General features: G+C 35.4%; 24 protein-coding genes and 1 tRNA gene. 16 read left to right on the forward strand and 9 right to left on the reverse strand.

Features of this window, described 5'->3' with window-relative positions:
- Positions 1-36: 36 nt before the first annotated feature.
- The 3 genes from DDD_RS00895 (at position 37) to DDD_RS00905 (ending at position 1,816) form a co-directional block, all read left to right on the forward strand.
- Positions 37-121, forward strand: a tRNA-Ser gene (locus DDD_RS00895).
- A gap of 357 nt (positions 122-478) precedes the next feature.
- Entirely contained in the window at positions 479-778 is a 300-nt protein-coding gene (locus tag DDD_RS00900) for an isoamylase early set domain-containing protein (protein ID WP_015360814.1), read from the forward strand.
- Between the two features lie 219 nt (positions 779-997).
- Positions 998-1,816, forward strand: coding sequence for a universal stress protein (locus DDD_RS00905; RefSeq protein ID WP_015360815.1), 819 nt, complete (start codon positions 998-1,000; stop codon positions 1,814-1,816).
- A gap of 168 nt (positions 1,817-1,984) precedes the next feature.
- Here the strand turns inward: DDD_RS00905 and DDD_RS00910 are convergent, their stop codons facing one another.
- Both DDD_RS00910 and DDD_RS00915 read right to left on the reverse strand, forming a co-directional pair.
- A complete protein-coding gene (locus DDD_RS00910; RefSeq protein WP_015360816.1) occupies positions 1,985-3,142 on the reverse strand; it encodes a PAS domain-containing sensor histidine kinase in 1,158 nt (385 codons plus the stop codon).
- Positions 3,143-3,214: 72 nt separating this feature from the next.
- Positions 3,215-3,919, reverse strand: coding sequence for a Crp/Fnr family transcriptional regulator (locus DDD_RS00915; protein WP_015360817.1), 705 nt, complete (start codon positions 3,917-3,919; stop codon positions 3,215-3,217).
- Positions 3,920-4,185: 266 nt separating this feature from the next.
- Here DDD_RS00915 and DDD_RS00920 point away from each other — a divergent pair, with 266 nt between their 5' ends.
- The 12 genes from DDD_RS00920 (at position 4,186) to DDD_RS18085 (ending at position 14,010) form a co-directional block, all read left to right on the forward strand.
- Complete coding sequence (locus DDD_RS00920) at positions 4,186-6,636, forward strand: heavy metal translocating P-type ATPase (RefSeq protein ID WP_015360818.1); 2,451 nt, start codon at positions 4,186-4,188, stop codon at positions 6,634-6,636.
- An 8-nt stretch (positions 6,637-6,644) separates the two neighbouring features.
- Positions 6,645-7,037 (forward strand): hypothetical protein, encoded by a 393-nt coding sequence (locus DDD_RS00925; protein ID WP_015360819.1) that lies wholly within the window; start codon positions 6,645-6,647, stop codon positions 7,035-7,037.
- A gap of 106 nt (positions 7,038-7,143) precedes the next feature.
- On the forward strand, positions 7,144-7,323 hold the full coding sequence (gene ccoS, locus DDD_RS00930) for a cbb3-type cytochrome oxidase assembly protein CcoS (RefSeq protein WP_015360820.1): 180 nt from the start codon (positions 7,144-7,146) through the stop codon (positions 7,321-7,323).
- Between the two features lie 24 nt (positions 7,324-7,347).
- Entirely contained in the window at positions 7,348-9,555 is a 2,208-nt protein-coding gene (gene ccoN / locus DDD_RS00935) for a cytochrome-c oxidase, cbb3-type subunit I (protein WP_015360821.1), read from the forward strand.
- A gap of 1 nt (position 9,556) precedes the next feature.
- Positions 9,557-9,748 (forward strand): cbb3-type cytochrome c oxidase subunit 3, encoded by a 192-nt coding sequence (locus DDD_RS00940; RefSeq protein WP_015360822.1) that lies wholly within the window; start codon positions 9,557-9,559, stop codon positions 9,746-9,748.
- A gap of 2 nt (positions 9,749-9,750) precedes the next feature.
- Positions 9,751-10,731 carry a cbb3-type cytochrome c oxidase N-terminal domain-containing protein gene (locus DDD_RS00945; RefSeq protein WP_015360823.1) on the forward strand — a complete coding sequence of 327 codons (981 nt, stop codon included), beginning with the start codon at positions 9,751-9,753 and terminating at the stop codon, positions 10,729-10,731.
- A gap of 58 nt (positions 10,732-10,789) precedes the next feature.
- Positions 10,790-11,038, forward strand: coding sequence for a cupin domain-containing protein (locus DDD_RS00950; protein ID WP_236613387.1), 249 nt, complete (start codon positions 10,790-10,792; stop codon positions 11,036-11,038).
- 13 nt (positions 11,039-11,051) lie between these two features.
- Positions 11,052-12,473, forward strand: a complete 1,422-nt coding sequence (gene ccoG / locus DDD_RS00955; RefSeq protein WP_015360825.1) for a cytochrome c oxidase accessory protein CcoG — start codon at positions 11,052-11,054, stop codon at positions 12,471-12,473.
- 78 nt (positions 12,474-12,551) lie between these two features.
- Positions 12,552-12,689 carry a hypothetical protein gene (locus tag DDD_RS18080; RefSeq protein ID WP_015360826.1) on the forward strand — a complete coding sequence of 46 codons (138 nt, stop codon included), beginning with the start codon at positions 12,552-12,554 and terminating at the stop codon, positions 12,687-12,689.
- Entirely contained in the window at positions 12,686-13,132 is a 447-nt protein-coding gene (locus tag DDD_RS00960) for a FixH family protein (protein ID WP_015360827.1), read from the forward strand. The genes DDD_RS18080 and DDD_RS00960 overlap by 4 nt, the downstream gene beginning before the upstream one ends.
- The gene (locus tag DDD_RS00965) at positions 13,132-13,839 is read left to right on the forward strand and encodes a sulfite exporter TauE/SafE family protein (RefSeq protein WP_015360828.1); all 708 of its coding nucleotides are present in this window, start codon (positions 13,132-13,134) and stop codon (positions 13,837-13,839) included. Before DDD_RS00960 ends, DDD_RS00965 begins: the two co-directional genes overlap by 1 nt.
- A gap of 24 nt (positions 13,840-13,863) precedes the next feature.
- Positions 13,864-14,010, forward strand: a complete 147-nt coding sequence (locus DDD_RS18085) for a hypothetical protein (protein ID WP_015360829.1) — start codon at positions 13,864-13,866, stop codon at positions 14,008-14,010.
- Between the two features lie 320 nt (positions 14,011-14,330).
- On the opposite strand, the gene hemN is transcribed toward DDD_RS18085, so the two are convergent.
- Entirely contained in the window at positions 14,331-15,695 is a 1,365-nt protein-coding gene (gene hemN / locus DDD_RS00970) for an oxygen-independent coproporphyrinogen III oxidase (protein ID WP_015360830.1), read from the reverse strand.
- A gap of 5 nt (positions 15,696-15,700) precedes the next feature.
- On the reverse strand, positions 15,701-15,988 hold the full coding sequence (locus tag DDD_RS00975; RefSeq protein WP_015360831.1) for a hypothetical protein: 288 nt from the start codon (positions 15,986-15,988) through the stop codon (positions 15,701-15,703).
- A gap of 245 nt (positions 15,989-16,233) precedes the next feature.
- Between DDD_RS00975 and DDD_RS00980 the strand changes: the two genes are divergently transcribed.
- On the forward strand, positions 16,234-18,660 hold the full coding sequence (locus DDD_RS00980; RefSeq protein ID WP_041566822.1) for a M14 family zinc carboxypeptidase: 2,427 nt from the start codon (positions 16,234-16,236) through the stop codon (positions 18,658-18,660).
- A 47-nt stretch (positions 18,661-18,707) separates the two neighbouring features.
- Here DDD_RS00980 and deoC read toward each other — a convergent pair whose 3' ends face one another.
- From deoC to DDD_RS01005, 5 genes are all read right to left on the reverse strand, one after another.
- Positions 18,708-19,367, reverse strand: coding sequence for a deoxyribose-phosphate aldolase (gene deoC / locus DDD_RS00985; protein WP_015360833.1), 660 nt, complete (start codon positions 19,365-19,367; stop codon positions 18,708-18,710).
- A 359-nt stretch (positions 19,368-19,726) separates the two neighbouring features.
- Positions 19,727-20,056: a GIY-YIG nuclease family protein gene (locus tag DDD_RS00990; RefSeq protein ID WP_041566823.1), complete on the reverse strand. Its 330-nt coding sequence runs from the start codon at positions 20,054-20,056 to the stop codon at positions 19,727-19,729.
- An 806-nt stretch (positions 20,057-20,862) separates the two neighbouring features.
- A complete protein-coding gene (locus DDD_RS00995; protein WP_041566824.1) occupies positions 20,863-22,047 on the reverse strand; it encodes a hypothetical protein in 1,185 nt (394 codons plus the stop codon).
- A 253-nt stretch (positions 22,048-22,300) separates the two neighbouring features.
- The gene (gene dnaB / locus DDD_RS01000; RefSeq protein ID WP_052329248.1) at positions 22,301-23,842 is read right to left on the reverse strand and encodes a replicative DNA helicase; all 1,542 of its coding nucleotides are present in this window, start codon (positions 23,840-23,842) and stop codon (positions 22,301-22,303) included.
- Between the two features lie 283 nt (positions 23,843-24,125).
- Positions 24,126-25,079, reverse strand: coding sequence for an acetyl-CoA carboxylase carboxyltransferase subunit alpha (locus DDD_RS01005; RefSeq protein WP_041567270.1), 954 nt, complete (start codon positions 25,077-25,079; stop codon positions 24,126-24,128).
- Between the last annotated feature and the right edge of the window lie 245 nt (positions 25,080-25,324).

The raw sequence follows: 25,324 nt of genomic DNA on the forward strand, positions 1-25,324 counted from the left end.
ACCGCTTAAACAAAAAGTGTTTTGTTTAATTTTTAAGGAGAAGTGGCAGAGTGGTCGAATGCACTGGTCTTGAAAACCAGCGAGGGTCACACCTCCAGGGGTTCGAATCCCTTCTTCTCCGCTTTACAAATCCCGATTTCTACAAGAGATCGGGATTTTTGTTTTATCGAATTCTATTCCGTTAGTTTTTATATTACCTTAAAATCAGTAAGCTGTTACTTAAATCTGACGTTTTAAGTCTATTTTACTTAAAAATAGGATTTTACGAATACGATTTCGTTTCTTAAAAGTCAAAAATACTGCTCAAAATATTTGACGTTTTAATGATAAATTGATGGTAAAACCTACTTTAAATTACTAGATTCTAAATGAAAATGGATAATAGATATAGAATCCTTAATTATTATAAAAATATTTGATTTTTAGACGGTTAGCTTCCTAAATTTAATATTTTTAAAGCAGAATTAAAAACAAGATTATGGCTATTAAAAAACAATTTTTAAAAAGCAAACCAGTTTGTAAAGTGACCTTCACGTTACCTATGGAAGAGGCAAAAAATGCTGCCGTTATAGGAAGTTTTAACGAATGGGATCAAAAAGCAACTCCATTAAAAAAATTAAAAAATGGTACGTTTAAAACAACTGTTGATTTAGAAACTTCAAATTCTTATGAATTTAGATATGTTGTAGATGGTACCACATATTTAAATGAAGAACAAGCCGACTCCTATGCATGGAACGATTATGCTGGAGCTGAGAATAGTGTTTTATCCCTATAGTTTTTCTATTCTTTTATACTAATTCGATTACCAATAGATTTACGTTCAAAATGTAAATTGACCTATTCAAAATTCAAAGCCACTTCTTTTAATATAGACTTGGCTTTTTTTTATGATTCAATTTTAAAGAGAAGGATACTTATTGAAGTGATAAAAATCATCTTTTAGTAGCTGCTATCTCCTTACTTTTGGCTATATTATAAATTAAAAACCATACAGATGAAAAATATTATTGTACCAGTAGACTTCTCAAATCACTCAGAATATGCTCTCGAGACCGCTGCTATAATTGCTAAAAAACATGATGCTACGTTGCACGTGCTTCATATGTTAGAGTTGTCAGAATCTCTAATATCTCACTCTAGCAATGACAATACAAACGAAATGATGTTTTTACTAGCTCTAAGCAGAAAGAAATTTGAACCTTTTCTAGAAAAGGAATATTTAAAAGGAGTAAAAGTAGAAGCAGTCATTAAGCACCATAAAGTATATAAAGAAGTAGATGTTCTAGCCAAAAAAATAAATGCTGACCTCATCGTAATGGGATCTCACGGATTAATGGCTCATCAGGGTATTTTTGCTGGGTCAAATGCAGAAAAAATGGTAAGAAACAGTACTACTCCAGTATTAACGATTAAGTCTGCTCCTAAGAACTTTAACCTAGAAAAAGTCATTATGGCTACAGACTTATCTGTTGAAAGCGTTCCTGCTTATCAAAAAGCCTTAGGACTATTTGAAACATTAGGAAGCTCAGTAAACCTCGTGTTTGTCAATAGACCACATGCTAGTTTCATAAGCTCTCAAGAATTTAAAGAATTGACTCAAAAATTTGAAAAAGCAGGTGGAACAAATCAAGTTTCCTTTATCGCTGGTTATACTATTGAAGATGGATTAATGCAATTTGCAGAAGAGTTACAAGCAGATGGAATTGCTATCAGTACGCATGGTAGAAAAGGACTTTCTCATTTCTTTAAAGGAAGTATATCAGAAGATCTAGCAAACCACTCTCCTCTTCCTGTAATGAGTTTTAAAATATAATAGGATTTTGAGATATTAGTAAGAAGTAGCTAAAAGATATCTTGAACTACTTCTTTTTCTAAATCAAACTAAGTTAGAATGTTATCAAGTTTATCCTTTTGAATCTTGGATTTTAATAATTAAATGTAATAAAATCTAATACTATCTATTAATTAAACAAAGACTCGATTAAGTCGAGACTATATCACTAGGCAGCTTTAAAGTGAGTGTAGTTCCTTCTTCTTCACTGGTTAAAAAAGATAGAGAGCCACCATGTATTTCGGCAATCATTTTTGAGATATAAGTTCCAAGTCCTGTACCTGTATCTTTTCCCGAGGTAGCATATTTTTCAAAAAAGTTGTTTCTCACACTTTTAGGAATTACCCCTTTATTGCTGATTTTTACAGTAAAGATTTGATCATAATCTATTGAGATACCTATCGTTTCTTTATCGGGAGATGCTTCCAAAGCATTGCGCAACAAGTTTTGAAATAAATGCTGCAGATAAAATTCATCACCTTTAATCATAAATTCATCTGTGCCAGGCTCACAAACTTTACCATCATGTATGAGACTAAAATCTGCCTCCTTTTCCATTATAAGATCCTTTAACTCTGAAGTTTCATTTGCAATAAGAGCTATTAAATCAAAAGTAGAAACATCTGGTTGATATTCACCACGCTCCATTTTTGCAAAATCATTTGCAGAGGTGAGCAGCTTTATGGTATCATTACCTATGTTCTTCAACATCGTTACCCACTTAGCTTGTTGCTTATCAAGTTCTGTTTTAGATAGAATAGTTGCTATGGAAACCATAGACGCAACTCTATTGCGCATGTCATGATCTACCATTTCGTTTGCAATATCTTGAGTCTTTATCTTATTCTCTAGAATATCGATCGTGGTTTTAAGACGATCAATAGTTAATTCTAATTCTTTCGCTTTGACCACTAGGGTCATTTTTTTCTTTACATTAGTTTCTTCATCATAAAGAAAAGCTGCATTTGAAATGATTTCAAATTGTTGATTTTGTTTATTTTGAACAGTCCAGCGTCCTTGAAGCTCATATTCTTTTTCAAGAAATTCTTCATGAAGTTTTACAAGCATATCTCTATACTCATCTGGTACGACTGTCGTAAAAGGTTTTCCTATAAGTTCATCTTTAGAATATCCGTAGATATCGCAATAGGTAAGGTTGACATCAGTAAAGTATCCATCTGAATCTGTAATACATATACCTATAGGCATTTGTTGAAAAACCTCATAGGATAATTTATTATCTTCCTCAAAGCTACTTTTAATTTGTGCAAGCTTCTTTTCTGTTGATTTTTGAAAGGATGAATTCATAGGGATTACTGGTACTCAAAATAGGTTTAAAAATGATTACAAAGATATGAAAAATGCTCTTAATCAGAACATTCACTCAAATCCTTCAATAAGATTGTAAAGTGATTTATGATCTACTAGTTTTATACGTTTACCGTCAGTAGCTATCCATCCTGCTTTTTTAAATTTCGTAAGCTGTCTTATACAAGCTTCCTTAGCGGTGCCGACTACATTTGCAATATCTTCTCTAGTTAATATCATTTTGATATAACCTTCGTCATCCGTGCCAAAAGTATCTTCCAGATATTTCAAGGTCTCTGCAATGCGCTGTCTTACATTCTTTTGAGCCATGTTTACGATCACATCATCTGCAAACTTTAACTCGTTTGCCATTTGTTGAAGAATAGCATTTGTGAATTTAATATTGTTGCTTATGTTGTCTTTCAAGTGGTTTTTAGGAATAAAACAAACCGTCATATCACTCAAGGCAACAGCGCTTAAATTGGTAGATTCTTCTGTTATCACAGATCGCTGTCCTAATAGCTCTCCTCGTTTAACAAGTTTTACTATTTGATCTTTACCATTGTCGCTCATTTTTGACAACTTAGAAACGCCGTCTCGCACACAAAAAACACCATTTAACTTATCACCTTCTTTAAAGATCTCATCACCTTTTTTAACTGTTTTAGTTTCCTTACTATCAGAAATGTTTTTAAGTTCTTCTTTAGTAAGAGCTTTAAGTGTATTTAATCTACGTACAATGCAGTTCTCGCATCTTTGCTCAGTGTGTTGACTCATCTAGTTGCTCAAAAGGTTAATGTAAATCTCCAATAATTTAATTCAAAACAGAAGTTTTATTTCATCTCTTTGAATTAATGTTTTTCATGTCATCTAAGTCTATTCAATAAGCTTATCCTTAAGATCTCAATCCGACACCTGTTAAATTATAAAAACAAAAATAACAATTCTAGGTGACAAATGTCATCGTTTTCAACCTGTGATTCGGTTCATATTTGCCACAGGTAATTATAAAAGTGCTTGCACTTAAGCAAATTGAATAAATTATGGAAAGTTGTTTCCATTGTGGAGATGAATGTCGCAAAACCCTTATCAAGCATCAGGAAAAATCTTTTTGCTGTAATGGTTGTAAAACGGTCTATGACATTTTAAACGATAATGACTTATCGTATTATTATGATCTGGAACACACTCCAGGAACTACTCCTGTTGAGCAAGAGGGAAAATTTGACTTTCTAGAAAGCAATGAGATCATATCGCAATTGCTGGAATTTAATGAACAAGGCATTCAGGTTATCTCTCTTCTCATTCCTTCTATTCATTGTAGCTCTTGTATTTGGGTATTAGAAAATTTACAAAAATTACAACCTGGTGTAAAAACTTCACAAGTAAATTTTCCAGAGAAAACAGTAAGAATCACCTATTCTAGCGCAGACTTGAACCTTCAAGATCTCGTACTTCTTTTATCTAAATTAGGTTACGAGCCGTACATATCGCTTGAAGATACTAATAAGCAAAAAACCGATAAGGATCGTAGTCTTATTTATAAATTAGGTGTTGCTGGTTTTGCTTTTGGTAATATCATGTTTTTATCTTTTCCAGAGTATTTTGAAGTGAACGAATTCTGGTTAGAAAAGTACAAACATGTCTTCAGGTGGTTGATGTTCATATTTAGCTTACCAGTTGTTTTTTATTCTGGTCGTGATTACTTTATCTCGGCATTCAAAGGGTTGCGCAGTAAAATTCTCAATATAGATGTACCTATCGCCATAGGGATTACGGTTCTATTCACACGCTCTTTTGTAGATGTTTTGATGGATTGGGGTTCTGGTTTTTTTGATAGCCTTGCAGGACTGGTCTTCTTTTTACTTTTAGGACGTTTCTTCCAGCAAAAAACCTACGCCTATCTTTCTTTTGAGCGCGATTATAAGTCCTACTTCCCTATCGCTGTTACAAGAATATTTAAAAATATAGATGGTGATGATCTCGCTTTCGCGAAAGCGGAATCAGGAAAATCTTCTTTCTCTACCAAAAAATCTGAACAACAAATTCAAGTCAACGATCTGCAGCAAGGCGACCGTATCTTGATAAGAAACAATGAGTTATTACCTGTAGATGGTGTGTTGATTAATGGAAACGCATTGATCGATTACAGCTTTGCGACTGGAGAAGCAGAGCCTGTGGCCAAGACATCTGGAGACCACCTATTTGCAGGAGGAAGACAGCTCGCAGGATCAATAGAAGTAGAAGTTTTGAAAAGCATGGAGCAAAGTTATCTCACGCAACTCTGGTCTAATGAGGTCTTTTCAAAAAAAGGAAAAAACGTATTCCAATCGCTTACTGATCAAATAAGTCGCCGTTTTACCATTACTTTATTACTAATAGCGATTGTTGCAACGGCGGTTTGGCTTTTTATAGATACTAGTATTGCACTTAATGTATTTACTTCTGTTTTGATAGTAGCCTGCCCATGTGCAATAGCGCTTGCAGCACCTTTTACATTAGGAAATTTGTTGCGCATTTTTGGACGTCACAAATTGTATATGAAAGACACGTCTTCCATAGAGCAAATGGCACATATTGATCTAGTGGTTTTTGATAAAACAGGGACACTTACCACAAATTCTAAAAACACTATTACTTATGAAGGTGTCGAGCTGGATGAAGATGAAAAATCTTTACTGTCGAGTACGCTACGCTCTTCTAACCATCCATTGAGTCGTTCTCTTTATGAAATGCTGGATCAACACGATATCAAAACCCTTGATGATTTTCAAGAAGAAGTAGGTAAAGGTGTTACAGGAACTATTAATGACCAGCACATTAAGATAGGCTCTTTTGAGTTTTTAGGATCGCCAGAACAAGGAGCCAGTGTTAACACGCATCAAAACACAGCTGTGCATATTTGTTATAATAATACTTATAAAGGCTGTTTCATTTTTTATAATGAATATCGTGATGGTGTTCAAGAGGTGTTTAACCAGTTAAAGAAGTCTGTTCAAATTGTTATTCTTTCTGGTGATAATGATGGGGAACGAGAGCATCTAGCAAGCATTTTACCTGCTAACACTACGTTGCTTTTTAATCAAAAACCAGAAGACAAGCTCAATTACATCAAGAATCAACAGCGAGCTGGCAAAACCGTTTTAATGGTAGGTGATGGACTTAATGATGCCGGAGCCTTAGCGCAAAGTAACGTTGGAATTACTATTTCTGAGAATATCAATGTATTTTCTCCTGCTTGCGACGGTATTCTTGACGCTTCAAGATTTAGCGATATCAACACTTTTCTATCTATTTCAAAAAATGGTTTAAAAACTATTAAATACGCTTTTATTTTCTCTCTTTTCTACAATATGATCGGATTAGGATTTGCTCTCACTGGCAAACTTGCTCCTGTGGTAGCGGCTATTTTAATGCCTTTAAGTTCAATAAGCATTGTGATCTTCACAACTGTAATCACTTATTTGTTAGGGAGAAAACTGAAATCTAATTAAAAATTATCATGATATTAAGCACTCAAAACTTCTCGCAAACTAGAAAGGATCTCAATTTTAATTTTTGGTTGAGCAATTTCAAAGAAAATGAAGTTATCTCTTTATTTCAGGACGCCATTTGTAATCATTCCATCAACACAGCTTTAAATGGATGGATTCAAAAAGCTCAAACACAAGTTAGTTCTCTAGAACAACTTTTATATAATAGCAATCATTTGTGTCCTACTCTTTATGAGTCTGTTTATAATAAAATCTCAACATACGACTCGTCTATTTCAGAATTAAACAGAAGTCTTCTATCCAATGAAGTAAACCTTCCCATACACGGAATATCTCTTTTAAAACAACTTCTTGAGTTACAACAAAGGATTCAAAATGTCTTCATGTATTTACATGTTTAAAGAACATGGAAATCTCAAATAAATAATTGAAAAAAAATATAAAGCTGACAAAAGTCATCTTTTCCCTTAGTCCTAGATTCTAATTTTACCAAATAATTCAAACGGTATGAATATTATTTATATGCTTCTCGCAATTAGTGTTGTCGTGGCGCTGCTATTTCTCGCAGCGTTTATTTTCTCTGTAAAGCTGGGACAATATGATGATACTTATACTCCATCAGTTAGAATGCTATTTGATGATGAATTGATAAAAGAAAACCCTAAAGAAAAAAAAACAACCGATTAATTTAAATCAACAACCTAAATAATTATGGAAGTACAAAAGTTTTATTACGATAATAAAATCGTAAGCAAATTTATCATCGCAACTTTGTTTTGGGGTGTTATAGGTATGAGCGTTGGGCTCTTACTTGCTTATATGTATCTGTTTCCTAATTTAACCGATGGGGTCTCCTGGTTAAGCTATGGTCGTTTAAGACCATTACATACAAATGCAGTGATATTTGCCTTTGTAGGAAACGCAATATTTGCTGGAGTTTACTACTCTACGCAGCGTCTTTTAAAAGCACGTATGTGGAAAGACTGGTTGAGCAATCTCAATTTTTGGGGATGGCAAGCAATTATTGTAGGTGCTGCAATTACATTGCCATTAGGTTACACAACTTCCAAAGAATATGCAGAGCTAGAGTGGCCGTTTGATATCGCTATTGCCTTGATATGGGTAGCCTTTGGAGCAAATCTAATTGGTACAATACTTAAAAGAAGACAGCGTCACCTGTATGTGGCTATCTGGTTTTATCTAGCAACATTTGTTACCGTAGCTGTTCTACATATAGTAAACAGTATGGAGTTACCAGTAAGCGCATTAAAAAGTTATTCTGCTTATGCTGGTGTACAAGATGCCTTAGTACAATGGTGGTACGGTCATAATGCTGTTGCCTTTTTCTTAACTACTCCGTTTTTAGGATTGATGTATTACTTTGTTCCTAAAGCGGCAAATAGACCAGTATATTCTTATAGGCTTTCTATTGTTCACTTCTGGTCGTTGATTTTTATTTATATCTGGGCTGGACCTCACCACTTATTATACTCAGCTTTACCAGACTGGGCTCAAAATTTAGGTGTTGCTTTTTCTGTGATGTTAATTGCACCATCGTGGGGTGGAATGATCAATGGATTATTAACCTTAAGAGGTGCTTGGGATAAAGTACGTACAGATCCTGTTTTAAAATTTATGGTAGTTGCTATAACAGGTTACGGTATGGCAACATTTGAAGGACCTATGCTTTCTCTTAAAAATGTAAACGCCATAGCGCACTTTAGCGACTGGATTATTGCACACGTTCACGTAGGAGCTCTTGCGTGGAATGGTTTCCTAACTTTCGGTATGGTGTACTGGTTAGTTCCTAGATTGTTTAAAACAACTCTTTGGTCCACTAAGTTAGCAAACGTTCACTTCTGGATAGGTACATTAGGTGTAATTCTCTATGCATTACCTATGTATGTTGCTGGATTTGTACAAGCTTCTATGTGGAAACAATTTAATCCAGATGGTACGCTTACTTACGGTAACTTCTTAGAAACTGTTACTCAAATCATGCCTATGTACTGGATGAGAGCAATAGGTGGAAGTTTATTTATAGTAGGAGCTTTAATAGGTGTTTATAACATGATTATGACAGCTCGTGCTGGTAGTAAAGTTACTGATGAACTTGCTGAAGCTGCTGCTTTATCAAATGTGACTAGTAAACGTACTGTAAAAGAAGGTTATCACACCTGGTTAGAAAGACGACCAGTAAAATTAACTATCTATGCAACAGTAGCAATTCTTATAGGTGGAATGGTACAGATAATTCCGTCTCTTATGGTAGATGATTATGTACCTGTCATTTCTAGTGTTAAACCTTATACACCGTTAGAACTGGAAGGAAGAGATATCTATATAAGGGAAGGTTGTGTAGGATGTCACTCTCAAATGATACGTCCTTTTAGAAGTGAGGTAGAACGATACGGAGAATATTCTAAAGCTGGAGAATATGTTTATGATCATCCATTCTTATGGGGTAGTAAGCGTACTGGCCCAGATTTAATGCGCGTAGGTGGAAAATATAGTGACAACTGGCACATCAACCACTTCTATGATCCACAAAGTACTTCATCTGGTTCTATAATGCCTTCTTATAAATGGCTCATTAAAAATGAGCTTGATAAATCTGATACTGAAGATAAAATGGCCGCTATGATGACCTTAGGTGTTCCATATACTCAAGAAGAAATCGATCGAGCGCAAGAATGGATGACAGAGCAAGGAACTCAAATAGAAAAAAGTCTCTACAACGATCCTGACTTTGCAAAAACTTATGAGGCAGATAAGCAGTATGCTCAAGAGAACAACTTACCATTTGTAGAAATGCGCAATAGAGAAGTAGTAGCAATCATATCCTATCTACAACGATTAGGTACCGATATCAAAGTCACCACTGCTGATGGAACTGTAATGAACTTAAACGAAGAATAAGATGTTAAAATTTGTAAAAGGAAACTTAGAAAACATTGATGGCGTAGAGATCTACCCTATCATATCATTACTCATATTTTTCATCTTTTTCACTGCTCTTTTCTGGTGGGTTTTCACTGCCAAAAAGAAACATATAGAAGAGGTAAGTAACATCCCTTTGACTGATGATGCTTCAACTATTAAAGACCTATAAACATGAACAATACAGGATTATTTATAAGAACGATAGCTTTTGCTGTCCTTGGATATTTTTTCTTCAACTGGATAGGCTCCACTGAAGATGCTACGGCATTTGAAAACTTGCCTTGGCTTTGGGTTGTATACGGTGTCATTATATTATTCTACATAGCAGGTGAAGCGAGTCTGGGAGCTCTAAGTAGGGTTCTTTATGCAAGCCTCAAGCCAGATGCACAGAAAAAGTATGATGAGAATATCGCTTTCGCGAAAGCAAACCAATTCAAATGGATCAAAAATATCTACAAAAAATCTTTAGGAAGCAAAGCTGTAGAAGAAGAGCATGAAATTATACTAGATCACAATTATGACGGAATCAAAGAACTAGACAACAATTTACCGCCATGGTGGGTTTACATGTTCTATGCAACCATCCTTTTTGCTGTAGTTTATCTAGTAAGATTTGAAATTTTCAATAATTATGATCAAGATGAAGAATATGAAACTGCAGTTGCAGCAGCTCAAATAGAGATTGATGAATGGAAAAAAACAGCTAAAAACTTAGTAGATGTAAACACAGTAGTATTGCTAACTGATGCAGCAGATATTAATGCTGGAAAAGTAATTTTTCAATCTAATTGTGTTGCCTGCCATAAAGCAGACGGTGGCGGTGGAATAGGTCCTAATCTTACCGATAGAAACTGGATTCTAGGTGGCGGCATTAAAAATGTATTCAACACCATTTCTGAAGGTGGAAGATCTGGAAAAGGAATGGTTGCATGGAAGCAAGACCTGAAACCTCTAGAAATGGCACAAGTAGCAAGTTATGTTTTGACATTTGAAGGAACTACTCCTGCAGAGCCAAAAGCTGCTGAAGGTGAAATATGGACCGATCCAGATGCACCTCAAATAGAAGAGCAAATCAATGAAATTATTACAGACTCTCTAGATCATCCAGAGGTAGAAATAGAAGAGCTTAAAGTAGTAACTGATAATAATTAATGTAATCATGACACTCAGCGAGATAGAACAAGCATCAATACACTCAGAATTACCTATAGTGAAAAACATTTTTAACACTGATGGATCTTCACTCATTGCAATAGGTATGAAAAGTGGTGCTGTTCTCGATGAACATAAAGCTCCTTGTAAAGCAAAACTTATGGTCATTAAAGGAGAGATTGATTTTAACACAGCAACAGAAAGTAGACGACTAGCCGTTTATGATAGTTACGACATACCGCTTGATGTAACTCATTCTGTTGAGGCATATGAAGATGCCTTATTTCTTCTCATGCTGGAATCTTAAATAGATATATCAAATGGCAGACCAAGGTCAAGACAATTTTAGAGACACAATAGGAACGCTGGACAAAGAAGGACAGCGCGCTTGGGTATATCCTAAAAAACCAGATGGTAAATGGTATGAATACCGCAAGTATGTAAGTTATATTTTACTTGCGTTTCTATTTGCTGCGCCGTTTATTAAAATTAACGGTAATCAGTTTTTAATGTTCAATGTATTAGAACGTAGGTTCAATATTTTTGGATTTCCATTCTGGCCGCAAGACTTCCATTTGTTTGTCATCATGATGATCACGGGAGTGGTTTTTGTCATCTTATTTACTGTGGCCTTTGGAAGACTATTTTGTGGATGGGTATGCCCTCAAACCATATTTATGGAAATGGTTTTTAGACGTATTGAGTACTGGATCGATGGCGATCGCGGTAAACAAATACGCCTTGCAAAAATGCCATGGAATGCAGAAAAGATTAAAAAAAGAGTTCTTAAGTGGTTTGTTTTCTTTGTGATCTCATTTTTAATAGCCAATGTTTTTCTTGCCTATTTGATAGGTAGCGATCAATTGATACGTTACATCACAGATGGACCTATAAAACAGCTCAGCACATTTATTTCTCTGCTCATATTTACCGGTGTTTTTTACTTCGTTTTTGCATGGTTTAGAGAACAAGTTTGCATCATTGCCTGTCCATATGGTAGGCTTCAAGGTGTATTACTGGATAATAAATCTATTATCGTTGCCTATGATCATAAAAGAGGTGAAAAAGAAGAAGGTCGCGCAAAATTTAAGAAAAATGAAGAGCGTGCTACAACAGGAAAAGGAGACTGTATTGATTGCTTTGCTTGCGTTCATGTGTGTCCTACAGGAATAGATATACGTAATGGGACTCAACTAGAATGTGTCAATTGTACCGCATGTATTGATGCGTGTGATAAAATGATGGAAGCCGTTGATTTACCTAAAGGTCTTATACGTTATACCAGCGAGGATAACATTGAGAAAAAGGAGAAATTTAAACTTACTCCTAGGCTTAAAGGTTACATAGTCGTTTTAGGAATTTTAACCGCAGTTTTAATCGGGATGTTATTCTTACGTAATGACATAGAAGCCAATATATTAAGACTACCTGGCCAACTTTATGAACACAAAGGTGAATTTAACATCAGTAATGTCTACACCTATAAATTAGTTAATAAAACGGTAGATAACATTGAAAATATTGAGTTCAAATTACTTTCTCATAAAGGAACAATTCAACTTGTTTCTCAAGATAAATTTACTGTAGAAGGACAAGGCCTTTCAGAAGGAACTTTGTTTATAGAAATAGATTCTCGTGCTTTAAGTGGTGATAAAGATCGCGTAGAAATAGGAATTTATAGCGATGGTGATTTGATTGAGACTACCACAACTGCATTTCTAGGACCACGTAGCTTTAATTAGCCACAAGATTCTAGTACGAGTTGAGGTGGTAGTTGTCATTCCGCTTTCGCGAAAGCGAGATACTTAAAAAAGTTACATATGAAATCAGAAGAAAAAGACGATTGCTGCAACGGTTGCCAAAACGGACAGCCTGGAAAAAACCCTTCTTGTCAAGCAAAATTGATGATAGAAGAATTAAATAGAAAAAAGGAACTTATTAAAAATATGACATCATGAAATGGAATTGGGGTAAAGGAATTGTGTTAGGTATGCTAGCATTCATGGGGTTTATACTATACATGGTGATTACCATGAGCGTAGATAAAAATTACAGTCACGATCTTGTTACCGAAGAATATTATGCTAAAGAAATGGTTTATCAAACTGAAATAGATGCCGAGAAAAACTTAAATGGACTCAACGAGAAAATAAGTGGTCAAAAGACGGAAGATGGCTGGTTATTAAAATTTCCAACAGAGTTGACTAACGAAAACGCTACCGGTAAAATAGCTTTATATCGACCTTCTAACCAGAAATTGGATTTTGAAATACCTATGAATTTAATAAACTCTCAAGTAGTAATACCTAAAAAGAACCTTATTGAGGGTCGCTGGAATATTACCATAGACTTTCAATATGGAGGAAAGGACTATTTGTACAAAAAAGAAATAGTATATTAATGTTATACTCTGCCATCATATTAGGATTATTGGGTAGTTTCCATTGTGTGGGAATGTGCGGTCCTATTGCATTTATGCTTCCTCTGGATCGCGTAAATAGATGGAAGAGAACTTTACAATTAGTAAGCTATCATTTTGGCCGGATTCTCACCTATTCTTTGTTAGGTCTTTTATTTGGGATTGCTGGTAATACTTTTCACTTTTTTGGAATACAGCAGCAATTATCGATTGCCATAGGGATTATCATGATCTTAACTATTATTACACCTACGCATATCACTAGTAAATACAGTCTTACAAGACCTATTTATAAACTGGTTAGTAAAGTGAAGAGTGCTTTAGGAGCTGAACTTAAGAAGAAAGATCCAGAAACTTTTTTTATTATAGGTTTTCTTAATGGACTTCTTCCTTGCGGGCTAGTATATATGGCCGTTTTTGGAGCTATTGCCCTAGGTGAGCCGTTACAAAGTAGTTTATACATGGCGTTATTTGGTCTGGGAACAGTTCCCTTAATGACTACTGCCATCTATTTAGGTAATTTCTTAACAGGCAAAGTTAAACAACGTATTCTTAAAGCCGTACCGTATGTAGTAGTAGCTATAGGTATATTATTTATTTTGAGAGGTTTGGGATTAAACATTCCATATCTATCTCCTTCAAATATGGTAACGGTGGAACAAGTTTCATCACAATACGACTGTCATTAAAATCAACTTCTAAAATATAAAATTATGAATTTAACAACATCACTTCCTTTAGTAAACTGGGGCATGGGCGTTATAATAATCGGCGTGTTTGCAATAGTATGTATTGCAATGGCATGGATCGTTTATAATATGGCAAACAGCGATAAAGAAAAAGCAAAAGACAGCGAGTAAACTTTATACTAAAAACTCCATAACTATTTACTCCAATTGAGTAACAAAAAACCTCCTTGAAAGCTGCGCTTTCAAGGAGGTTTTTGTTGTTAATGATCGTGAATTCGATGTAAAAAAGTCTGCAATTATATATTAATCAATAAGATAATAAATAAGGAGTTGAGAGGTCAGTTTGAGCGCAGTCGAAAACGAGAAAATATAGTAAGTATATAAACAGTCTCGACTGCGCTCGACTTGACAATTCTGTTAATGTTTGAGGATCAGTAATTTATTTATGACCTTAGGTCGAACTCACGTTATTCTACAGGCTATCACATTCTTTAAACGGTCATTGAAAATAACTGAGTCTCTGGTTTATTGCGTTGTAATCTTAAATCAAAAGGCAAACAAACATTTCTAACGTAAGGACGTCCTTTTTCTGTTACTAAGAGTTGATTACTTTTTATTTCTATAAGCTCATCTTTTTCTAACTCGATAAGACTCAATAGCACGTCTGGCAGCTCATTAAAATATAGGTCATCATCTTGCCATGAAGTCTCAAACCTGCACATTAAGTTCAAAATATGTTTGCGTATGATTAAATCTTCTTCAGTTAATAAATGTCCTCGATAAACTGGTAACTCGCTTTTTTCTACTAGACTTTGATACTCATCAATGTTTTTTACGTTTTGGGCAAAACTATACCAGGAATCACTGATAGAAGAAACTCCTAGCCCTATCATCACCTGCGTATTGCTGGAATTATATCCCATAAAATTGCGGTGTATAGTTCCGTTTTGTTGGGCTTGATATAGAGAATCGGTTTTGAGCGCATAATGATCCATACCTATTTCTACATATCCAGCTTCATCAAGCAACTTCTTCCCTATCTCGTATTGCTGCCTTTTTACCGCAGCAGTAGGAAGGTCTTCATCTTTAAAACCTCGTTGCCCATTTCCTTTGATCCATGGCACATGCGCATAGCTGTAAAATGCAATACGATCTGGTAAAAGCTCTATAGTACGCTCAATCGTATGAATGACATTATCAATAGTCTGAAAAGGTAAACCGTAAATAATATCATGCCCTACAGATGTATATCCAGCCTTTCTTGCGTTATTAGTAGCAGCTTGCACCTTTTCAAAAGGTTGTACTCGATTAATAGCTATCTGTACCGATAAATTATAATCTTGAACACCATAACAAACTCGATTAAAACCTAGTTGATGTAATGTTTCTAGATGCTCGAGCGTCGTATTGTTAGGATGCCCTTCAAAGCTGAATTCTACGTTCTCAGCACGATCAGCTAATTTGAAAATCTCATTAATCAAATATTCTAAATTTGATGAAGAGAAAAACGTAGGTGTTCCTCCACCTAAGTGAATTTGCTTGATTCTAGGTTTGTCAGAAAAGAGCGCCACATATAGTCTGAGTTCTTTTATTACAGATTCTAGATAAGGAACTTCTACCTTATGATTTTTTGTGATGCGCTTATTACAACCGCAAAACGTACACATACTCTCACAAAAAGGCAAATGAATGTAAAGGCTTATTCCTTCTTTGGAATTACTTTCTTTAAAACTCTTTTGAAGAGAATCTTTCCAGCTAGAAACAGAAAAGCTATCCTGATCCCAATAAGGAACTGTAGGATAGCTTGTATATCGTGGTCCAGCTACATTATATTTAGAAATGAGCGAGTCACACATATATTTTAAAATATAAAATTAAAAATCGCTAAAACCGAACAAATACTCACACTTGCAATCACCGCTTTTAAAACTAAAGCAGGCTTTTGAACTGTTAAAATAGATGCGAGAACTGTGGTACATGATATTACAATTGCAAAAATTTGTATAAAATGTAAGATGCCGCTACCATTTTGAAAAACAGACATCACTGTTAATCCTCCTAGACAGGTGCAAACGATAATCGCGGTAGAAGCATAAAGCATAAAATGTTCTTGCCAGTCTTTTTCTAATTTTAAATATGCAGTACTCATAACTTATTGTTTTAATTATTATGGTACAAATTTAGAAGTACATGCAAGCTTCAAACGATGACTTTTGTCAGCTATTGATTTTAAATAAAAAATAAGATGTTGTTGATCTCGCTTTCGCGAAAGCGGGAATCATATCAATTTAAGTAAAGTACCTAAAATGGTTATCAGATCAAATACACAGCAAACGAGCCAAAAGGTGGTTGAATTTTCGAATTGCAGTATATTAGCCCAGTAAATTATATTTTATGAAATCTTGGTTAGCGGTTGTAGTGTGTTTAGTTTCTTTGATTTGTTGGGGTCAACAAGAAATGTATCACAGAGCAAAAATTTATTACAATTCTTACGAACAATTTTCTCAAATTCAGGAAGCTGGCGTAACACTAGATCATGGTTATCATAAAAAAAACACCTCTTTTGAATCAGACTTTTCTGTAAGTGAGTTGCAAATTTTATCTTCTTTAGGTATTTCCTATGATATCACTATAAATGATGTGAAACAGTTCTATCTAGATCAAAATGATCCTAATAGTCCTAGATATATTGGACCTAAAGCTACTTTAAAAAATGCACGATGTTCCAGCGCATCAGGACAAATAAATTATACAACTCCACAAAATTACAATCAAGGAAGTATGGGTGGCTTTCTTACCTATTCTGAGATGCTGCAAGAATTGGACGATATGTATGTTTATTCTCAAGCAAACAATCTGAACATTATCACTCCACGAGCAGATAATATAAATCCTAGTAATCCTAATGATTTAGTAACTAGTGAAGGCCGTTACCAGCAATGGGTGAAAATATCAGATAATCCAAGTGCCACAGAGATGGCTGAACCACAAATCCTTTATACCGCAATTCACCATGCTCGTGAGCCAGCATCTATGCAACAGCTTATCTTTTTTATGTGGTACCTATTAGAAAACTATAGCACCGATCCAGATATACAGGCGATAGTTAATAACACCGAATTATATTTTATACCTGTTCTCAATCCCGACGGATACGTGTATAATGAAACCATAAGCCCTAACGGCGGTGGCTTATGGCGCAAAAACAGACGTGGCGGCTACGGAGTAGATCCTAACAGAAATTACAGTTACATCACACCGCAAGGAAATGAAGTATGGAACACAGCAGGAACTTCGGCAAATCAAACTGGTGAAACCTATGCAGGAACAGCACCATTTAGTGAACCAGAGACGAGAGCAGTGCGTTATTTTGTAGAAAGTCATGATTTTAAAATGGCTCTCAATAATCATACGTTTAGTGAGTTGTTGTTGTATCCTTTTGGTTATGCAGACAACAGACCAACTAATGAAGACGCTTTATTTCAAAACATCTCTGAGGTCATGGTTTCTCAAAACGGCTATACCAACCAGATAAGTGCTGACTTGTATCCTGCCGCCGGTGATAGTGATGATTTTATGTATGGTATGCTCTCTACAACAACAGGCGCAACTAGAGAAAAGGTCTATGCAATGACGCCAGAGATAGGCTCTTCTTTTTGGCCTGCCGCAAGTCAAATAGAAGGAATTTGTAAAGAAATGATGTTTCATAATATTACCGCAGCGCAACTAGTAGGTAATTATGGAAAATTAATTGATGAATCTCCTCAAAGAATAGCAACTACTGCTTTGAATATTCCCTTTAGTTTGACTCGACTGGGACTTGAAAATCAAGGAACTTTTACGGTAAGAATTCAACCCATAAGTACTAATATAACAAGTGTAGGGAATCCTAAAACCTTTAATAACTTGAGCCTTAACCAAGTGGTTACAGACGCTATAACAATGAACTTGAGTAGTACCATTCAATCTGGAGATATAGTAACCTATGAAATTATTTTGAATAATGGATTGTACGATACTACTCAAACTATCAACAAAGTATATGGAGACTTCAATTCTATATTTGAAGAAAATGTAGCAAATTCCAACAACTGGCAATTGAATGGTTGGGGAATTTCTACCACAGAGTTTGTTTCTCCTTCACAATCTTTTACAGATTCTCCAGCAGGAAACTACGGTAATAATCAGAATAAGTCTATTATTCTTAATAATGCTAATAGAATAGACTTGACTTCTAGCTCGCTGCTAGAGGCAAATCTTACTTTTCATGCAAAATGGAATATCGAGAATAATTATGATTATGTACAAGTAGAAGTCTCTATCGACAATGGATCTTCATGGATCCCACAATGTGGTAATTTTACTAATACTGGTGTGAGCACACAACCAGCAAACGGACAACCGCTTTATGATGGTATGCAATCTAGTTGGGTAGAAGAAAATATAAATTTAAGTGATTATTTGGGACAACAAATTCTGGTGAGATTTCAAATGGTAACCGATCAAAGTGTCACTGAAGATGGCTTCTATTTTGATGACCTTAAAATCGAAGTGATAGACACTACCGCAAGTGCAAGCGGTAATGATCTAGATAAATTAGTAAACATCTACCCTAATCCAGTACAAAACACTCTTTTTGTGCGCACATCTTTAGAGCGATTTAATGTTAGTATTTATAACGTTCAAGGTCAGCAACTCTATTCTAACTTCTCAAACAAGCCTAATTTAGAACTAGATTATTCCAGCTATACTTCTGGTATTTATTTTTTGAATATCTCTACAGATGATTCTTCAAAGACATTTAAGGTTTTGAAGGAGTAAATGTTAGTAAATTTCGCTTTCGCGAAAGCGAAATAATAAAACTAAACTTACCTCAAGAATATCTTTTGTTGTTTCATTAAATCCAACCCAGCACTCGTACCCAAAACAGTTGCTCCTGCATTAATCAAATCACAAGCAAACTGATAATTTTTGATACCGCCGCTAGCTTTAATACCTAAATCAACACCGCAAACCGATTTTATTATTTGAATATCTTGCATAGAAACGCCGCGTGGCCCATAACCTGTGCAGGTTTTGATACAATCTGCTTGAGTTTTTAAGACTATTTCTGTTGCTTGTTTTAATTGATCTTCATTGAGGTAACCAGTTTCTACGATCACTCTTAATTGTACCTCGCTCGCCAAATCTCGAACTGCTTTGATTTGATCTAAAACAGCTTTCGTCCTACCACTATGAAAAGAATGTAAATCCATGACCATATCTATATGAGACACATAATCAACTACATATTTCACTTCTTCTAATAAAGAAGTAGTATTAGTAGCTCCAAAAGGAAATCCTACCACCGTAGCAATGGATTCTTTAGCACGAGTCGTAAACTCTTCAGCACAAGCAAAAACGTTACCTGGTCGTACACAAACCCCATAAAAACTATGATCGCGTACTTCTTGACATAAATCACCTATTTGACGGTCAGAAAATGTGGGATCAAGATTAGTATGTTCTATGTGTTTGTTGATTTTCATAGCTATATTAGATTATATACTCCATAAAGTCTCTTACAAATATATGATTGAAGCAGCTGAATACCCTATATTGATTGGTATGGGTTTTGATAAAAACTAATTCTGATAGATGACAACTTGAGATCTATTGCATTGCAAATGCAGCTCAAGAACACATGCATTCAAAATGAGCGCGGTGTGGAAAATTTCATAAAATATTGTGATACAATATTCGTAATCTAATTTTCTATGATCTTTTTGACCTATGCTGTGTAGAGCACGAGCGAGACGCTCGCACCAACTGGGAAGAGGTTAATATAAAATTTTAAAACACAAATTTATTCAGCATCCAGTATGTATTTTTAGTTTAAAAACGTATCTCAATCTTCTTTATACTCTTCAATTTCCTTTTCGGTATACCATTCTTTAGCTAAGTCTAACCATTCAGGATTATGTTGCTGTATGAGATTTACTTTCCATTCTCTTTTCCAAGTTTTTAATTGCTTTTCTCTTGCGATACCTTTATCAGCATATTGAAAGAACTCTTTGTAAACTAATCGATCTAGTTCATACTTAGAAGTAAACTTACCGCCTTTTCCAGCCTTGTGCAGTAAAATACGTTGACCTAAATTTCCAGTAAAACCGATGTATATGGTTCCGTTTTTAAAATTAGTCATGATATAAACGTGGAATGCATAATCTCTGGGCATGACCTATAAATTGAGAATCCAAGTTAATGATAAAAATCTCGATCCAAAATGGATTCCAGACAAATCTGGAACTGTCTTCTTTCTTATTATCATAAAACTTTAACCAGATTTTCTGGAATGACAAACTGGGTGAGATTTATTGCGCGTGAGAGCGATTGCATTAATAAAAAGCCCGTTAACTAGGTTTGTCATGCTGAAAAATTTGTGTGACAAAAATTTGTAATGATTTTAAAGCTTAAAACGCAAATTTATTCAGCATCCCGTATCTATTCTCGATTCTTTTAGAGTTCTCGACGCAAATTGGATTACAAACAAATCTGGAACTATCTTCTTTCTTATTATCATAAAACTTTAACCAGATTTTCTGGAATGACAAACTGGGTGAATTTCTTTGCGCATGAGAATGATCACATTAATAAAAAGCCTGTTAACTAAATCTGTCATGCTGGAAAATTTGTGTGACAAAAATTTGTAATGATCTAAAAGCTTAAAACGCAAATTTATTCAGCATCCAGTAAGTATTCTCAATTCTTTTGAAGATCTCGATCCAAAATGAATTCCAGACAAATGTTGAACCGTAATCTTACCTTCTATCAAACCTTTTAACCAGATGTTCTGGAATGACAAACTGGATGAATTTCTTTGCGCATGAGAATGATCGCATTAATAAAAAGCCTATTAACTAAATCTGTCATACTGAAATATTTGTGTGACAAAAATTTGTAATGACCTTAAAGCTTAAAACGCAAATTTATTCAGCATCCAGTAAGTATTCTCGATTCTTTAGGAGTTCTCGATCCATTCCATCAAGTCTTCTGCTTTTTCTTTCTTGCAGCAGGAAACAATACATTATTTAAAATCAAACGGTAACCTGGCGAATTAGGATGCAAGCTCAACTCTGTAGGTGGATCTCCTACTCTATGCTGGTAATCTTCTGGATCGTGACCGCCGTAGAAAGTAAAAAATCCTTTACCGCGTATGCCGTGAATGTATTTAGCTTCTTTGTTGGATCTATTCTCTCCTAAAACCAATACATTTTTCTTTACTTCAGGTCTGTAAAAACTAGTGGTCTGTCCCATAAAACCTTTTACCAGACTGGTATGATTTTGATTGAGCATGGTAGGAATAGGATCCCACTTGGCACTGAAATCCATTAAAGAAAAGTAATCCAATTCTCTGTTGATCTTACGCTTTGTGGTCATATCTATAGAACTGAATTCGTACACCATCGGTGAGCGTTCTAGTGTATAATCTGTAAAGGCAAAAGTCTTAGAATAATCTATTTTATTCTGGTAACCAGGATCACTGGCATCACCGTCAAACATAGGCTCTGCGATATCAACTCCTTCAGCACTTAATGCGATGTCAAAACTGTCTGTCGCACTACACATCGCAAACATAAAACCACCACCTACTACATAATCTCTAATTTTGAGTGCCACATCACGTTTGGCTTCGCTTACCTTACTGTAACCTAGTTTTTGCGCCAGTTCTTCGGCTTCTTTTTTTTCTTGAATATACCACGGTGCAGCTCTAAAACTGCGGTAAAACTTCCCGTATTGACCTGTAAAATCTTCATGATGCAGGTGCAACCAGTCGTATAATAAAAGCTGATCGGTGAGCACCTCTTCGTCGTAGACTTTCGTATAAGGGATTTCGGCATAGGTGAGTACCATGGTTACCGCGTCGTCCCAAGGTAATTTTCCCGTAGGTGTATAAACTGCAATTTTAGGCGCTTTTTCTAGCAATACTTCTTGCATATTTTGTGATGGACTGGCTACTAACTCTAGTATCGTACTTACTTCGCCTTCGGTCATTTCCTCAAAGCTCACACCTCTTACTATCAATTCTTTCTTGATTTCTTCTACGTTAGGTAGGAGAAATGAGCCGCCGCGATAATTGAGCAACCACTTGACTTTAGTACCTTTTTCCAGCACCCAATAAGAGATTCCGTATGCTTTTAAATGGTCTGCCTGAGTCTCAGCATCCATGGGTATGAATAAATATTGAGCTTGTGCAAATAGCCCACTTGCACAAAATAAGAAGAGTAAAATATATCTTTTTAGCATTCTTTAAATTTTTGGAGTTCTCGCTATCGCGAAAGCGGAATAACAACCAACCGCTACATACAACTAGCAATGCACTAATATAAGGATTGGGTGCGAGATGAGAAACAATAATCAAACCAAGTTTTCTATGGGAAATAGAGTCTCAAATGTTTAAAGAAATAGGAAAAGTCGCTACTTAAAATGGCATATCATCATTAGGGATACCAAAAGCGTCGCCAGGATTTCCTGCTTTAGGAGTGTCAAATGGATCTGGTTTAAGCGTGTCGTCGTTTGCAGCATTCATCTTAGAACCAAATTCTTCTGGAGTGCCAAAAAACTGATCAAGATTATCAAACTTACCGAATTGCCCCATGAACTTCAATCGTATGGAATCGGTCGCACCATTACGGTGTTTGGCAACTATAAATTCTCCTTGTCCAGCGGTAGGACTGCGGTCGTCGTCATCCCATTCTTCAAGACCGTAATACTCTGGTCTATAGATAAATGAAACAATATCTGCATCCTGCTCAATCGCTCCAGATTCACGCAGGTCAGACAGTAAAGGTCGCTTAGATCCTCCACGAGATTCTACGGCACGAGATAACTGTGAAAGTGCGATAACTGGTACTTCAAGTTCTTTTGCAAGCGCTTTTAAGTTACGTGAGATAGTAGAAATTTCCTGTTCACGATTTCCTCCTTTATTACCTGTTTGCGCAGTCATCAATTGAAGGTAATCGATCATGATTAATTTGATACCATATTGCGAGGCAAGACGTCTACATTTTGCACGTAAATCAAAAATCGATAGCGATGGCGTGTCGTCTATAAAAATAGGAGCTTGCTCTAGGTCTTTTACTTTTACGTTAAGCTGTTCCCATTCATGTGCTTCTAATTTACCAGTACGCAATTTTTCAGAACTCAATCCAGTCTCAGACGAAATCAAACGAGTAATTAATTGTACCGAACTCATCTCCAGCGAGAAAAATGCAACAGGAATATTACTTCCTACGGCAATATTACGAGCCATACTCAATGTAAAGGCGGTTTTTCCCATACCAGGACGAGCAGCTATAATGATCAAGTCAGATGGCTGCCATCCACTAGTTAAACGATCGAGATCTGTAAAGCCAGATGGTATTCCTGACAGTCCATCACGGTTTGCAATTTCTTCAATACGTTCCTTTGCCTGGCGTACGAGATCCATCGCCGTTTCTGTACTTTTACGTATGTTACCTTGAGTAACTTCATACAGCTTGGATTCTGCTTTATCAAGTAAGTCAAAAACATCAGTAGATTCTTCATAGGAATCATTGATAATTTCTGTAGAGATTTTAATCAAACTACGCTGAATAAACTTTTGCAAAATGATTCTTGCATGAAATTCAATGTGCGCGGTAGAACTTACTAATTGTGATAATTGAACCAGGTAATGGTCTCCACCAGAGGACTCTAATTTTTCCATTTTACGCAATTGCGCGCTTACGGTTAATAAGTCTACTGGTTTCCCTTCTTTAAACAGAATATCTATGGCTTCAAAAATGAATTGATGGCTTTTCTGGTAAAAAACGTCTGGAGATAAAAGGTCTATTACCTCATCAACTCCTTTACCATCAATCATCAACGCTCCTATTACAACTTTCTCTAAATCAACAGCTTGAGGCGGTATTTTACCTTTTTCAAGTGTAACGACAGAGGTATTTCCAGTTACAATATTAGGGCGTTGTTGTACTTTTTCCATAGAGTTCAAAAATAGGGTTTTAATGTTATCTTAACGTTGTCAGTTTATGATAAGGTAATGAACATTACCTTAAAAAAACAAGTTTATAACCTGTTAATAACGATAAGTTTTTTACAAATGATACTGACCATCACTAGTGACAAAAATGCCAGCTAATTTGAGATTAGTTTTAATTAAGTTGATAAGTACTTAAAATGACTGAGTTTTAAAAATAAGGGGTCAAAAAAGCTACAAGTAGAACAGGTCTTTCTTGTAGCTTTTTTTAATTTATGTAGCGCAATTATTATCCTTTAAAGACTCCCATATTACAATACTTGTCCATGCGCTGATCCACTAGATCTTTTGATGATAAATCTTTAAGATCATCATACTGTCTTAAAATACAATCTTTAACTAGTTTAAAAGTAGTCTCTCGATCTTTATGAGCGCCACCTTCTGGTTCTCTTAAGATTTCATCTACTAATTTTAATTTCTTCATGTCGGTAGAAGTCAGCTTTAGGGCGTCTGCAGCTTGCTCTTTGTATTCCCAGCTTCTCCATAAAATTGAAGAACAAGATTCTGGTGAAATAACGGAATACCAAGTGTTTTCTAACATGACTACTCGATCTCCTACTCCTATACCTAATGCGCCACCACTCGCTCCTTCTCCTATAATCATAACAATAATAGGCACTTTAAGACGAGTCATTTCAAGAATATTTCTTGCAATTGCTTCTCCTTGACCACGCTCTTCGGCTTCAAGACCTGGATATGCACCTGGAGTATCAATTAAGGCAACAACTGGCACTCCAAATTTCTCTGCGCTTTTCATTAAGCGTAATGCTTTGCGGTAACCTTCTGGATTTGCCATACCAAAGTTGCGGTACTGACGCGTTTTGGTATTAAATCCTTTTTGTTGACCTATAAACATAAAGCTCTGGTCTCCTATTTTACCTAATCCACCTATCATCGCCTTGTCATCTTTAACATTACGATCACCGTGTAATTCTAACCAAGTATCACCACATATAGCTTTGATATAATCTAAAGTGTATGGACGACTCGGATGACGTGACATTTGTACACGTTGCCATGCGGTTAAGTTGGCATATATTTCTTTACGAGTAGCTTTAAGCTTTTTCTCTATTTGTTTGATGGTAGCACTTACATCTACATCACTTTCTTCACCTAGGGTAAGGGTTTGCTGGTACTTTTCTTCCAGCTCCTTGATCGGTAATTCAAATTCTAAATACTCCATATAAGGGAAATTCATTTTTTGGGTAGAACAAATATAGTAATACAAGTTGAAGTATAGGTAGAATTGAAATTGAAGTTGTGAACGAGGAGCAAAATCAAAAACAAAATCAAAATCAAAAGCAAAAGCAAAAGCAAAAGCAAAAGCAAAAGTAAAAGCAAGAATTAAACTCCACAAATACTGTTATCCTGAACTTTCTTATATTATTTGCACGAAGAATAAACTAACATAACTCCTACTGCGCACTG

The organism is Nonlabens dokdonensis DSW-6 (assembly GCF_000332115.1).
GTDB classification, from domain to species: domain Bacteria; phylum Bacteroidota; class Bacteroidia; order Flavobacteriales; family Flavobacteriaceae; genus Nonlabens; species Nonlabens dokdonensis.

Excerpts from the sequence above, each read along its gene's own strand:
- DDD_RS00975 (WP_015360831.1), bottom strand. The coding sequence starts at position 15,988 with ATGAGTACTGCATATTTAAAATTAGAAAAAGACTGGCAAGAACATTTT.
- hemN (WP_015360830.1), bottom strand. The coding sequence starts at position 15,695 with ATGTGTGACTCGCTCATTTCTAAATATAATGTAGCTGGACCACGATAT.
- DDD_RS00910 (WP_015360816.1), bottom strand. The coding sequence starts at position 3,142 with ATGAATTCATCCTTTCAAAAATCAACAGAAAAGAAGCTTGCACAAATT.
- DDD_RS18080 (WP_015360826.1), top strand. The coding sequence starts at position 12,552 with ATGAAATCAGAAGAAAAAGACGATTGCTGCAACGGTTGCCAAAACGGA.
- DDD_RS01005 (WP_041567270.1), bottom strand. The coding sequence starts at position 25,079 with ATGGAGTATTTAGAATTTGAATTACCGATCAAGGAGCTGGAAGAAAAG.
- deoC (WP_015360833.1), bottom strand. The coding sequence starts at position 19,367 with ATGAAAATCAACAAACACATAGAACATACTAATCTTGATCCCACATTT.
- DDD_RS00915 (WP_015360817.1), bottom strand. The coding sequence starts at position 3,919 with ATGAGTCAACACACTGAGCAAAGATGCGAGAACTGCATTGTACGTAGA.
- ccoG (WP_015360825.1), top strand. The coding sequence starts at position 11,052 with ATGGCAGACCAAGGTCAAGACAATTTTAGAGACACAATAGGAACGCTG.
- ccoS (WP_015360820.1), top strand. The coding sequence starts at position 7,144 with ATGAATATTATTTATATGCTTCTCGCAATTAGTGTTGTCGTGGCGCTG.
- DDD_RS00995 (WP_041566824.1), bottom strand. The coding sequence starts at position 22,047 with ATGGATGCTGAGACTCAGGCAGACCATTTAAAAGCATACGGAATCTCT.
- DDD_RS00960 (WP_015360827.1), top strand. The coding sequence starts at position 12,686 with ATGAAATGGAATTGGGGTAAAGGAATTGTGTTAGGTATGCTAGCATTC.
- DDD_RS18085 (WP_015360829.1), top strand. The coding sequence starts at position 13,864 with ATGAATTTAACAACATCACTTCCTTTAGTAAACTGGGGCATGGGCGTT.
- DDD_RS00965 (WP_015360828.1), top strand. The coding sequence starts at position 13,132 with ATGTTATACTCTGCCATCATATTAGGATTATTGGGTAGTTTCCATTGT.
- DDD_RS00940 (WP_015360822.1), top strand. The coding sequence starts at position 9,557 with ATGTTAAAATTTGTAAAAGGAAACTTAGAAAACATTGATGGCGTAGAG.
- ccoN (WP_015360821.1), top strand. The coding sequence starts at position 7,348 with ATGGAAGTACAAAAGTTTTATTACGATAATAAAATCGTAAGCAAATTT.
- DDD_RS00920 (WP_015360818.1), top strand. The coding sequence starts at position 4,186 with ATGGAAAGTTGTTTCCATTGTGGAGATGAATGTCGCAAAACCCTTATC.
- DDD_RS00945 (WP_015360823.1), top strand. The coding sequence starts at position 9,751 with ATGAACAATACAGGATTATTTATAAGAACGATAGCTTTTGCTGTCCTT.
- DDD_RS00905 (WP_015360815.1), top strand. The coding sequence starts at position 998 with ATGAAAAATATTATTGTACCAGTAGACTTCTCAAATCACTCAGAATAT.
- DDD_RS00990 (WP_041566823.1), bottom strand. The coding sequence starts at position 20,056 with ATGCCCAGAGATTATGCATTCCACGTTTATATCATGACTAATTTTAAA.
- DDD_RS00900 (WP_015360814.1), top strand. The coding sequence starts at position 479 with ATGGCTATTAAAAAACAATTTTTAAAAAGCAAACCAGTTTGTAAAGTG.
- dnaB (WP_052329248.1), bottom strand. The coding sequence starts at position 23,842 with ATGGAAAAAGTACAACAACGCCCTAATATTGTAACTGGAAATACCTCT.
- DDD_RS00980 (WP_041566822.1), top strand. The coding sequence starts at position 16,234 with ATGAAATCTTGGTTAGCGGTTGTAGTGTGTTTAGTTTCTTTGATTTGT.
- DDD_RS00925 (WP_015360819.1), top strand. The coding sequence starts at position 6,645 with ATGATATTAAGCACTCAAAACTTCTCGCAAACTAGAAAGGATCTCAAT.